Origin of the sequence: Pediococcus sp. (genome assembly GCF_003533255.1) — a bacterium.
Classification (GTDB): Bacteria; Bacillota; Bacilli; order Lactobacillales; family Lactobacillaceae; genus Pediococcus; species Pediococcus parvulus.
Genome location: NZ_DOEM01000011.1, coordinates 1 through 11050, shown reverse-complemented (window position 1 = coordinate 11050; position 11050 = coordinate 1). Strand labels below are relative to the sequence as shown.

The window sequence follows — 11050 nt, the reverse complement described above, 5'->3', positions numbered from 1 at the left end:
GTCGCATCCTTTATGGGTGCGTGAATTGAAATTATTAATTACAAACAAACGAGCAAGATTCTGGGCTGTCGCATCCTTTATGGGTGCGTGAATTGAAATTGTCAACTTTTAAAAAAATCAGTGATACTGTTAGTCGCATCCTTTATGGGTGCGTGAATTGAAATATAGAAGGATAATTAATTAGTCAAGTTTTGTGAGTCGCATCCTTTATGGGTGCGTGAATTGAAATATCCCATGTCCAATAGGTTGTTTTGGTAAAACCATTGTCGCATCCTTTATGGGTGCGTGAATTGAAATAGGTGCCCACACACCAGGTTCTGGCTGGTCTGTTAGTTGCATCCTTTATGGCCGTGTGAAAGCGAAATCAACATTATTACTGATGATAATATTAGTGACTTATCATATTATTTCAGTTTATTGACCATACACGAATGAATCATTTAGAAGCTAACCATACAATATCTTTAAATAAAGCGTTTACATTTTTAGAATCGATGATATTATGATGTTAGAGAAACACTAAAACGTGATGGTGGAGATGAAAGAAGTGGAATATTCGGAAGATGATTTTTTGATGATATCCGGTATACAACATTTTCGTTTTTGTCAGCGACAGTGGTCGTTAATCCATGTTGAACAAGCATGGCAGGATAATCTATTGACCTATGATGGGCAAATTCTACATACAAAAGCTGATCAACCTGAAATTCGGGAAAAAAGAAAAAATAAGTTGATTGTGCGATCTTTACCAGTTCATTCTCGTGAATTAGGTTTAACGGGTATTTGTGATGTTGTTGAATTTGAGGAGAAGCCTGATGGCGTGTCGATCTTTGGCAGTGAGAAAAAGTACTTGCCCAAACCAGTAGAGTATAAACATGGACATAAAAAGTATGATTTATCAGATACTTTACAGTTATTAGCTGAAGCAGCTTGCTTGGAAGAAATGCTTGGATGTACGATCCGTTCTGGTAGTATTTTTTATCAACAGACTAGACGACGTGAAGAAATAGAATTTACTGAATCTATGCGTGAACAATTACTTAATACAACGGAAAAAATGCATCAATACTGGAAAAAACGATTTACACCAAGAGTCAAAACTGGGCCATGGTGTAAAAGTTGTTCATTAGCTAATATCTGTTTGCCAGAATTATTATCTAAGCAGACCGTTCGTAGTTATCTAAAACGGAGGTTGAGTGATTGAGAAAGTTATTAAATACACTTTTTATAACGTCACCTGATGCCTACTTATCTTTGGATGGTGGCAATATAGAGATACGGGCAAATAAGCAAATTTTAGGTAAGGTTCCTTTGCTTAACTTGGAAGGAATAGTAACGTTTGGGCGTGCAGGAGCTAGTCCGGCTTTAATGAATGAGTGCATGAAAAGCACGATTCCAATGACTTTCTTGTCACCAAGTGGTAGCTTGATGGGAAGAGTAATTGGGGTGACCAACGGAAATGTTGTGTTGCGGAAAAAGCAATATCAGATTTCTGAGGATAATCAAGAGAGCGGTCTGATAGCACGGAATTTTATTATCGGAAAAATCTATAATCAACGTTGGATGTTGGAACGAGCTACAAGAGATCATTCATTGGTAATAAATACAAAGCAGTTCAAATTAGTGTCAGGTCAATTGCAAAAGGTTACCCAACAGCTATCATCTGCAACAGATATTGATATAATTCGAGGAATTGAAGGAAACGCAGCCACCCAGTATTATGGATTATTCGATCAATTAATCTTGCAACAGAAAAAAGATTTTCAGTTTCATGGTCGTAATCGACGACCGCCATTGGATAAAGTGAATGCGTTACTTTCTTTTGCATATACACTATTAGCGCATGATGTTTCAGCTGCATTGGAAACAGTGGGTTTAGATTCTTACGTTGGATTCATGCATCAAGACAGACCTGGACGGATGTCATTAGCTTTGGATTTGATGGAAGAACTGCGTGGCGTATATGCCGACAGATTTGTTTTAAGATTAATTAATAAAAAAATCGTGAATTCAAAAGATTTTCAAAAAAAGGAAAATGGCGCTGTCTTATTACATGAGGATGGCAGGAAAAAATTCATTGAAGAATGGCAACAACGAAAACAAGATAAGATTGTCCATCCTTACTTGAACGAAAAAATAGCTTGGGGGTTAGTTCCTTATACCCAAGCTATGCTACTAGCACGTTTTTTACGTGGGGATTTGGATGAATATCCGCCGTTTCTTTGGAAGTAGGTGAATTATGTTAATTGTAGCAGCATATGATATTGCCATTACTTCGGATGGCGGAACACGTCGATTAAACCGTGTGTCAAAAACCTGTACAAGATATGGACAAAGAGTACAAAATTCCGTTTTTGAATGTTTAATTGACGATATGGAATTTTTAAAAATGCGCCAAGAATTAACGAATATTATTGATCCAAGCCAGGATAGTCTTCGCTTTTATATCTTGGGAAATCACTATGAGCATAAAGTTATTCACATTGGCACAAAAGATGTACAAAATTTAGACGGACCATTAATTATGTAATTTTATGTTAAATTTGAATGTTTCTTTGTAGTTTAAAAGCCTTGTTAAGCGACTAACAGAAAGAAAACGCGTAAAATTTAATGTGAAAAGCAATTAATTTTAAGAAATAAGGGTAAATCATGTCAGTTTTAACAGATACATTTGAATTAGCAAATGGCGTCAAGATTCCTAAAGTAGGATTCGGTACTTGGCAAACTCCAGCTGGGGACGTAGCTTATCAAGCTGTGTTAAACGCATTGAAAGTGGGTTATCGCCATGTTGATACTGCCAAAGCATACGGTAACGAAGCCGATGTGGGTCGTGCCGTGCGGGATTCAGGCATTCCACGTGATCAGGTCTTTGTGACCTCAAAACTACCTGCTCAGAGTAAAACATACGATGAAGCAATGGCCGATTTTGATAGTACATTTAAAAAATTGGATATCGATTATGTCGACCTATACTTAGTGCATGCGCCATGGCCATGGAATCAGATCGGTAAAGATTGTGATGAGGGTAATATTGAAGTTTGGCGTGCTATGCAGGATATTTATGCCAGCGGTCGGGTAAAAGCGATTGGCGTTTCTAATTTTAATGTTCACGATCTTAAAAATGTGTTCGCTAACGCTAAGGTAAAGCCGATGATCAACCAAATTCAGTATTACGTTGGTTATACAGAACCCAAGATCACGAGTTTTGCCAAAGAAAATGGCGTTTTAGTGGAAGCTTATTCCCCATTGGCAACTGGTGGGTTGTTGAAAAACGATCAAATGGTGGCTTTAGCCGGTAAATATAATGTGAGTGTTGCCCAGATGGCATTACGTTTCTGCTTGCAAAATGGTGTTTTGCCATTACCAAAGGCAGTTGGGGAAGACCATATTGAAAACAACGCTAAGCTCGATTTTGAAATTAGCGATGCAGATATGGCAACTTTGAATAATATGCCAGATACAGCCCCAGAACATTCACATAATTCCACACAAGGTTAAAATTAAATTAAAAAACTGTTGACTTTCTAATTATGCAATTGCATAATGATTGTAATTCAGAGCGAGGGAGGCGACATAGATGCAGAATTCAAAATTAGGTTTAAACAGTATTGTGATTAGCGTGATTAAGATGACTGCCGATGTGTCGTCCTTCTTAACTTGCTAGTTTAGTTTGAGTTAGACAATTTTGGACCATCGGTTAGGCAAAATACCTAGCGGGTGGTCTTTTTTTATAATCAGAAAATAGGTGGAGGTTCTTATATGAAAAATGGTACACATCTTTTAACACTCGATAACGGCTATCATTTGTTTACACGTACGGTTGGAGAGGGCAAAATTAATCTTTTATGTTTGCATGGTGGCCCTGGTGGCACCCATGAAGAATTCGAACATTTTGACGAACATTTGAAAGATCTTGGGGTTCGCGTTTCAATGTACGACCAACTAGGCTCTTATTTTTCAGACCAGCCGGATTTCACAGATCCTAAGGTGCGAGATAAGTATCTAACGTTTGATTATTACATTGATGAGATTGAAGAGGTTCGGCAAAAAATAGGTTTGGACAACTTTTATTTGTTGGGTCATTCGTGGGGCGGCTTGATTGCGCAAGAATATGCTTTGAAATATGGGCAGCATCTCAAAGGGTTAATCATTATGAGTATGATTGATAATATTGCGGAATATACGCCACACGTGAATAAACTGCGACGTGAGACTCTGACACCAGCGCAGGTTTCGTACATGGAAGGGATTGAGTCAGCGGAAAAATTTGATGATCCTGAGTATCAATCTTTAGTGCGAATTTTGGATAATAATTTTTCGATGCGAAATCCGGAAGCAAGAAAGCACAGGAGTGGCGGCCATTTGGCGACGGCAGTTTATAACTATTTTCAAGGCAATAATGAATTTGTGACGGTTGGAAAACTGAATGGATGGGATGTGCGTGATCGTTTGCATGAAATTAAGGTTCCGACTCTGTTGACGTTTGGTGATCATGATACGATGCCGCTTGACGCGGGACGACGGATGCAACAGACGTTGCCGAATGCACGGTTTGTATTGACGCCGGATAGTGGACATTCGCATAGTCGAGATAATCCGGCGGCATTTTTCCAGAATTTGAGTACGTATTTGAGAGATGTGGAAGAGGATAGTTTTACAGCGTATTAAGGAAAGTGGGCGGATTGTGGCTGTCGCAAGAAGCTGTCCTAAGAAAGTGAGCGGATCACGGTGCTAGGCCACACTAGAATAAATAACTGTGCCGATAGTAGGATGACTATCCTATGGTAAGGCATGGTTATTTTAGTGTGGCTACTGTGAGGAGCTGTCCTAAAGAAAGTGAGCAGAGTGTGGCGGTGAGTCTCACGAATATAAGTGGTGCCAGTAGTGGGATGAGAATCCCACGGTAAGGCACGCTTATATTTGTGAGACTGCCACAAGGAGCTGTCCTAATAAAAATTGATCCAAGTCCTAAAAAAACGCGATCGAGAAGCCACCACTTCTCAATCGCGTTTTAATTATAATTTCACGTCCAAAACTTTAACCTGATAATCAGCATTTGGTGCTTGAACTGTCACGATATCACCTAGGGTCTTGCCCATCAGAACAGAGCCAAGCGGCGAATCCAGTGAAACTTTATTTGTTTTAATATCGGCCTCTTGTTTACCCACAATTTGATAGGTTACTTGATCGTGGTCGTCCACAAATTCAATGGAAACGTACTTACCAATTTCTACAATCTGATTGTCAGTGGGGGTGACGATCTTTGAGTATTGTAATTGTTTGGTTAGAAAATGGAGCCGGCTTTCAAGATGGCGTAAATCCCGTTTTGCAGAGGTGTACTCGGCGTTTTCGGATCGGTCACCGAGGGCACTGGCTTCGGCTAAATGTTTAATCAAGGTTGGCCGTTTTGCTTTCCAATCTTCAATTTCTTTTTCAATCTGGTGATATCCAGCGGCAGTAATTTTATTAAAGTATGGTTCTAACATAGTTTTCCTCTTCAATGGCTTGATTTTGCCTCCATTTTACACCGTTAAACAAAGAGATGCCATTTTGAAAACTAGAGTTTAATTACAGTCCGAACGCCACTTGGAACTGGTTTTTGCCAGTCAATCTGAGTAGCAGCTTCTTCTAAAGAAATTGTTTTGACATCTGGTTTAATTTTGCCGGAGTTGATCAAATCCCAAACAGCCTTATAAACTGCATGTTGGTTGGCCATGACTTTAGGTGTTTGCATACCAATAATTTGAAGGCCAGAAGTCCGAATTGCCTTCGAAGGTAAACTGATTTCTGGTCCAGCAATGGAGCCAATTGAAACTAGCGTAGTGGCGCGTTTCATAGCTAAACTATTTGGAATAATCGAGTGTAAAATGAGTTCGATTGGATGACCCCATAAGTAATCGAGGATAATCAAGTTACCTTTAACAGATAAGTTATCGAGATTTTGCATGATTGTTTTATCATCATCAGCCAGTGAAATGGTTTGAGTGGCACCTAAAGCTTTTAGGCCTGCTAATCGTTCTGGATTACGACCAGTTCCGATAATTTCACTAGCACCAAGGCTTTTGGCAACCTGAATGGCTAATTGCCCCGCAAACCCAGTCGCACCGTTGATCAAAACGGTGTCCCCGGGTTGTATATCCAAACTAAATTTAAGTGGGGCAACACTGGTTAAAAGTGAAGACGCAGCGGCAGTACTTGAATAAAGATCAGTATTTTCGGGAATTTCCAATAATAATTTGGAGTTGGCGACTGTTCGTTGGGCATATGAGCCAAATTGCGGCTTTAAAGTTCGTGCCGGAAAAGCAACCAGCTTACCGTTATCGACGCGACGGCCAATGCCACTAGCACCGGGGATGCTTGGAAATGCGGGATGCCAATAAGTGCTTGAATAGTGGCGACCAGCGGCGTTGGCTTTATCGAAGTTTTCGATCGGAGCAGCCAATACGTCAATCAAGGTATCAAACGTTTCATCAGTTGTGGGTTCAGGAACATCCTGTGAAAAAAAAGGAGCAGTTTTAAAATTTTTAATCGTTAATTCTTTCATAAATAATCAGTCCTTTTCTTTTTATATTACTAGTAATGTATTTAATATAAACCCGAAAATTCTTGCTGTCAACTATAAATTACTGGTAATATATAAGCAGAAGGTGAAAACAATGAATGAATCACAATTTAAAGAAATAGATGCTTTGTTGCACAAAATTGGTTCAAAAGAAACACATAATCAGCATGAAACGTGGGTTGCTAAACATGCGGCCATTGATGGTGATCCGAAAAAAAATCATTTGACGCATAATGATTTGGATATCTTGGATGTTTTGTTAGACGGTGAAAAAACGGTGAGTGAGGTTGTGGCCGCCATTCAAATCACACAAGGTGGCACGTCGCGCAGAATCAATCATTTGGAAAAATTGGAGTTGTTGGAAAAATTCCATCAAGCGGTAAATAAAAAAACGGTATATTTAAAACTGACTCCATCCGGGCGAAAATTAGCACAAGCCCATATGCAGTTACACAAACAGCTGCGAGAAGAAGCTCTTGCAGCTGTTGCGGATTTTTCGGATGCAGATATTCAAACGGTGAAAAACTTTTTGAACCGGTTGATCAAAGCTCAGGAAGATTTTCAATCCGAGGGTTAGTTAGGCATTCATCGGAAGTAACCAGTCAGAATCAATTAATTGATGTAAGGATTTGTTGATTGGCAGCCATAATTTGGCTTTGATGATATCTTTTAGGGATGTCCAAAAAAGAGGATCATCTCGTTGAGTCTGAGTGGGATAGACGAAAAGGCATTCACCAGAAATCGTTTTAACTTCAATTTTTGCTTGGTAAATACCTAGCACTTGAACTTCTAAGACTGATAGATTCTGATTATTCAATAACATATTCATCGCTCCTCGTATTATATATTTTGAAACTTTGTTTCTTACTCTTCACTACTTAGATGCTGCGTGATATTCTCTAATTGTTCATTGGATTTAGGTCCAACTTATTGTCAGTAATGGGTATTTTGCGATCGCAAAATCTTATCTCCAAAAGGATGTCCAGCGAACTATATCGACATTCGATTGGTTCGAATGGCTCCTTTGAATTAATATACTAAGTATGCGGTGGCTAGATTAAACCGAACTTAAAAATGTGTGAACTTTCTGCGGGCTTTTGGATAAGAAAATCTAAAGGCCTTAATTGAATGCCAACAACCACTAAACAAAGGTTAAATTTAGGCACATAAATAGGCTTGAGTCGCGAATTGACGCGATCTAAGCCTATTTAAATATCTTTATGCCCGACTAAGGATACTAATTCGTTTTCTTTCAATAATATGAGGTTTAGCGGCGTGATAAAACTCGTTTAACCAGAAACCTTCTTTTAAATCTAGCTTACTATCTAGTACATAAATATCCAGCCAGTAATCATGTGTTTTGTCCGGCGGGGTCGGTCCGATGTAATGCTGGGTAGTTAAAGGATCTGTTTCACCAATTAAAGGACCAGCCGTACTGTTATTTCCTTGAATCATCTGGATGCCGCCCTTTTGACTGGCATTCTCGGGAATTTCTACGGTGGATGCTGCAGGAATATTTGCGGCTATCCAGTGAATCCAAGCAAACCCACAAACGGGCACAGAGTCGAAATCCAAAAGGGTTAGCGCAATTGTTTTGGCTTCTTTAGGGATGTCCGTAATTTCAATCGGAAAAGAGATTGCCGGGTTTTTATTATAGATGGCCTCTTTGGGCGCATATTTACCATATTTATCGAGTAATAAACCATTTGATGTCGGTACTGAAACTTGCATAGTCATGAACCTCCTCGTGTTTATTTAACTTAACCTTACGTCAAACTACGCAAAATAGGAACGAAAAAGCTTATTAATTGCGTTTCAAAATACGTTTCCAAATTTTCTGATCAGAATAGTCCAAAACGTGATTTGCATACAAGCGGGTCGTAAACCAAGTGACGAGCACAATCGAAACCGCTAAAATAACCAAACTAATTATGGCATCCATGATTGTGGCATTGCCGACCGCATACCGCACTGGCATGATGCTTTGGGACAGAAACGGAATAAATGAGCCGATTTTAATCAAAACGGTGTTAGAATTCATGGCCACAAACGAAGCTCCGTATGCAGCTAAGCCAACCATAGTCAGTGGAGAAACTGCCTGGCTGACTTGATCTGATCGGGAAACTAGCGCGCCTAAACCGGCTGCCAAAATGGTGTATAACGTGATTCCCAAAATAAAGAACAACACTAATATGATGATAATGTTGGGTTGAACATGGCTCAAATCTAGATCTTTTAAGAATTGCACATTACCACTCAGATACTTCAGGCCAAACACACCACAGATTGCGGTAACTAAAACTTGTAACAGAATGAGAACAAACATGCCAGTGACTTTAGCAAAAAACTGAATTTGCGGTGAGACGCTACTAACCAGAATTTCCATGATTCGGGAACCTTTTTCCGTAGCCACTTCTTGGGCAATCAGACTCGCATAGCTGACCATGAAAATATAAATTAGAATGGTCACCACCATGGCTAAAATGCTGTTGACAGCCTGTTGATTATCTTTTTGAGCCGTTTCTTTTCCATTTGTATACGAAACAGACTGAGTTTTAAAGTTGGCGGGGGCAAAGAGGCTTGCTAGCTGTTTAGCAGATAATCCTAATTGGGCCGCCGTTTGTTGCATTTTCAGTGAATTTAATGAATTCTGTAAACTGGTGGTATCTACCGTTTTTCCATTCGTCCGTGATTTATAGATTGCAGAAACCTGACCACCTTTGACTGTGACGGTTAAATAGCCGTCCAATTTTTCCTTTGCTAAATTGGTTTCAGCCGCCTTTTTTGTGGTGATTGATTTGCTGACGTTATATGCTTTCTTGGTATTGCTTTTAAGCAAAGCCGAACGTAATGGCGCGTTGTTGCTCACAATGGCAATTTGTGGTGTTTCACTAGTGTGATTCTTGATGGCGGCGATGCCAACTATGGTTCCTAATAAAATAACGGGCATTAATAACAAAACGATGTAAGTGGGACTTTTAATGTTTTTGCGAATGACTTGTTTGCAAACGACCCCAAATTTATTCATTAGACACACCCGCTTTCATTCGGAAAATTTCATCAAGAGATGGTGGCTGCTGCGAAAACTCACGAATGTATCCATTTTTAGTTGCCTGCGCAAAGACCGTTTTACCGACTTCAGGATTGGCTAGTTGCAATTCGAAGCCAGCTTGATACTTCTTAACGTTAGTCACGCCGTCAATTGCCAAGAGGTCGGTTTCGGTGAGAGGAGATTGAAGAAAAATACGCGTGTCACCAAAACTTTCTCGAATTTCATTGGTTACGCCATTTAAAACTGTTTCGCCTTGGCGGAGCATCAAAAGTTTATCGCTAATTTTTTCAACGTTCCCCATATCATGTGAAGAAAAGATAATAGCGGAACCTTGTGCTTTGAGCCGTTCGATACCGTCTTCGAGAAGACTGGCATTCACCGGATCGAGACCACTAAATGGTTCATCTAAGATGACCAGTTTGGGATCATGAATGAGCGTAGCAATTAGCTGCACCTTTTGCTGGTTTCCTTTAGATAAATCTTTAATTTTGTCGGTGCGTTTACCTTTGACGGCAAAACGTTGCATCCAATCATTTAGTTTTTGTTTAGTCACAGCTGGTTTTTGACCGCGCAACTCTGCAAAATAGATGACTTGTTCTTCGACAGTCATTTTAAGATATAAACCGCGTTCTTCGGGCAAGAAACCAACGATGTCTTGATCCTTACGAGAGAAAGGATGACCGTTCCAAAATACAGAACCTGAATCGGGTTTGAGCAAGTCCAGAATCATACGAAATGTGGTGGTTTTACCAGCGCCATTTTGACCAATCAAACCAAGAATTTCACCGTCATTAACGGTGAAACTTTCATCGACAACGGCCTGCATTTGGCCGAACGATTTGTTTAAGTTTTTCACTTGTAACATAGGTCACAACTCCCTTGTTGGTGACTGTATTCGTTTACATTTATTATACAGGATATTGGCGGGAAAAGAATGGTTTGAGTAGGATAAGGTAGAAGTTAAAAAGTTTCTTGAAAGGTATGTGAAAGCGCTATAAGAAAGGGTATTATATAATCATAGTAACAGTGAAGTAATAAGTAGGAGTGAAAATTATGGAAAATAAGAAATATAGTATCGGCCTAGATATCGGAACCAGTTCAATTGGTTTTGCAGTCGTGGATGAAAATAACCGTGTCATGCGTGTGAAAGGGAAAAATGCAATTGGTGTGCGTTTATTTTCTGAAGGGCAACCAGCTGCGAATCGACGTAGTTTCAGAACAACACGCCGTCGCTTAAGTCGCCGTCGTTGGCGTTTACGATTATTGCGGGAGATTTTTGAACCGTACATAAATCCTGTGGATGAAGCATTCTTTATGCGATTGAAAGAATCAAATTTGTCACCGAAGGATGCTAACAAGCACTACTCAGGAGATATTTTGTTTAACGATCAATCGGATCAAAAATTTTATGAAATGCTCCTATGTCAATAAATGGC

Annotated in this window: 13 protein-coding genes and 1 CRISPR repeat array; of the genes, 7 read left to right on the top strand and 6 right to left on the bottom strand. The window is 39.6% G+C overall.

All coding sequences use genetic code 11. The features are described 5' to 3' along the window. A CRISPR array of direct repeats spans positions 1–297; the repeat unit is 32 nt; unit sequence GTCGCATCCTTTATGGGTGCGTGAATTGAAAT. Positions 298–547: 250 nt separating this feature from the next. The 5 genes from cas4 (at position 548) to DD627_RS03600 (ending at position 4668) form a co-directional block, all read left to right on the top strand. Next, positions 548–1204 carry a CRISPR-associated protein Cas4 gene (cas4, locus tag DD627_RS03620; protein ID WP_229923072.1) on the top strand — a complete coding sequence of 219 codons (657 nt, stop codon included), beginning with the start codon at positions 548–550 and terminating at the stop codon, positions 1202–1204. Further along, entirely contained in the window at positions 1201–2232 is a 1032-nt protein-coding gene (gene cas1c / locus DD627_RS03615) for a type I-C CRISPR-associated endonuclease Cas1c (RefSeq protein WP_057783648.1), read from the top strand. The genes cas4 and cas1c overlap by 4 nt, the downstream gene beginning before the upstream one ends. Before the next feature lie 7 nt (positions 2233–2239). Beyond that, positions 2240–2530, top strand: a complete 291-nt coding sequence (gene cas2 / locus DD627_RS03610) for a CRISPR-associated endonuclease Cas2 (protein WP_260274996.1) — start codon at positions 2240–2242, stop codon at positions 2528–2530. A 119-nt stretch (positions 2531–2649) separates the two neighbouring features. Continuing rightward, complete coding sequence (locus DD627_RS03605) at positions 2650–3498, top strand: aldo/keto reductase (RefSeq protein WP_057783643.1); 849 nt, start codon at positions 2650–2652, stop codon at positions 3496–3498. A 261-nt stretch (positions 3499–3759) separates the two neighbouring features. Then, positions 3760–4668, top strand: coding sequence for a proline iminopeptidase-family hydrolase (locus DD627_RS03600; RefSeq protein ID WP_260274995.1), 909 nt, complete (start codon positions 3760–3762; stop codon positions 4666–4668). A 347-nt stretch (positions 4669–5015) separates the two neighbouring features. On the opposite strand, the gene greA is transcribed toward DD627_RS03600, so the two are convergent. Together greA and DD627_RS03590 are read right to left on the bottom strand one after the other, a co-directional pair. Then, the gene (gene greA / locus DD627_RS03595) at positions 5016–5486 is read right to left on the bottom strand and encodes a transcription elongation factor GreA (protein WP_057783639.1); all 471 of its coding nucleotides are present in this window, start codon (positions 5484–5486) and stop codon (positions 5016–5018) included. A 71-nt stretch (positions 5487–5557) separates the two neighbouring features. After that, on the bottom strand, positions 5558–6544 hold the full coding sequence (locus DD627_RS03590; protein WP_260274994.1) for a quinone oxidoreductase family protein: 987 nt from the start codon (positions 6542–6544) through the stop codon (positions 5558–5560). A gap of 112 nt (positions 6545–6656) precedes the next feature. Here DD627_RS03590 and DD627_RS03585 point away from each other — a divergent pair, with 112 nt between their 5' ends. Beyond that, positions 6657–7139, top strand: coding sequence for a MarR family winged helix-turn-helix transcriptional regulator (locus tag DD627_RS03585; protein WP_260274993.1), 483 nt, complete (start codon positions 6657–6659; stop codon positions 7137–7139). Here the strand turns inward: DD627_RS03585 and DD627_RS03580 are convergent, their stop codons facing one another. The 4 genes from DD627_RS03580 to DD627_RS03565 all read right to left on the bottom strand — a co-directional run bounded on the left by DD627_RS03580 (position 7140) and on the right by DD627_RS03565 (position 10479). Then, positions 7140–7385 carry a hypothetical protein gene (locus DD627_RS03580; RefSeq protein ID WP_057783633.1) on the bottom strand — a complete coding sequence of 82 codons (246 nt, stop codon included), beginning with the start codon at positions 7383–7385 and terminating at the stop codon, positions 7140–7142. Between the two features lie 395 nt (positions 7386–7780). Then, complete coding sequence (locus DD627_RS03575; RefSeq protein ID WP_260274992.1) at positions 7781–8293, bottom strand: YbhB/YbcL family Raf kinase inhibitor-like protein; 513 nt, start codon at positions 8291–8293, stop codon at positions 7781–7783. Between the two features lie 73 nt (positions 8294–8366). Further along, a complete protein-coding gene (locus DD627_RS03570) occupies positions 8367–9590 on the bottom strand; it encodes an ABC transporter permease (protein ID WP_260274991.1) in 1224 nt (407 codons plus the stop codon). Further along, a complete protein-coding gene (locus tag DD627_RS03565; RefSeq protein WP_260274990.1) occupies positions 9583–10479 on the bottom strand; it encodes an ABC transporter ATP-binding protein in 897 nt (298 codons plus the stop codon). Before DD627_RS03565 ends, DD627_RS03570 begins: the two co-directional genes overlap by 8 nt. A gap of 188 nt (positions 10480–10667) precedes the next feature. Here DD627_RS03565 and cas9 point away from each other — a divergent pair, with 188 nt between their 5' ends. Then, the gene (gene cas9, locus DD627_RS03560) at positions 10668–11045 is read left to right on the top strand and encodes a type II CRISPR RNA-guided endonuclease Cas9 (RefSeq protein ID WP_311317463.1); all 378 of its coding nucleotides are present in this window, start codon (positions 10668–10670) and stop codon (positions 11043–11045) included. Positions 11046–11050 lie beyond the last annotated feature (5 nt).

Coding starts and splice junctions, on each gene's coding strand:
- cas2 (WP_260274996.1), top strand. CDS start 2,240: ATGTTAATTGTAGCAGCATATGATATTGCCATTACTTCGGATGGCGGA.
- DD627_RS03605 (WP_057783643.1), top strand. CDS start 2,650: ATGTCAGTTTTAACAGATACATTTGAATTAGCAAATGGCGTCAAGATT.
- DD627_RS03600 (WP_260274995.1), top strand. CDS start 3,760: ATGAAAAATGGTACACATCTTTTAACACTCGATAACGGCTATCATTTG.
- greA (WP_057783639.1), bottom strand. CDS start 5,486: ATGTTAGAACCATACTTTAATAAAATTACTGCCGCTGGATATCACCAG.
- DD627_RS03590 (WP_260274994.1), bottom strand. CDS start 6,544: ATGAAAGAATTAACGATTAAAAATTTTAAAACTGCTCCTTTTTTTTCA.
- DD627_RS03585 (WP_260274993.1), top strand. CDS start 6,657: ATGAATGAATCACAATTTAAAGAAATAGATGCTTTGTTGCACAAAATT.
- DD627_RS03580 (WP_057783633.1), bottom strand. CDS start 7,385: ATGTTATTGAATAATCAGAATCTATCAGTCTTAGAAGTTCAAGTGCTA.
- DD627_RS03575 (WP_260274992.1), bottom strand. CDS start 8,293: ATGCAAGTTTCAGTACCGACATCAAATGGTTTATTACTCGATAAATAT.
- DD627_RS03570 (WP_260274991.1), bottom strand. CDS start 9,590: ATGAATAAATTTGGGGTCGTTTGCAAACAAGTCATTCGCAAAAACATT.
- DD627_RS03565 (WP_260274990.1), bottom strand. CDS start 10,479: ATGTTACAAGTGAAAAACTTAAACAAATCGTTCGGCCAAATGCAGGCC.
- cas9 (WP_311317463.1), top strand. CDS start 10,668: ATGGAAAATAAGAAATATAGTATCGGCCTAGATATCGGAACCAGTTCA.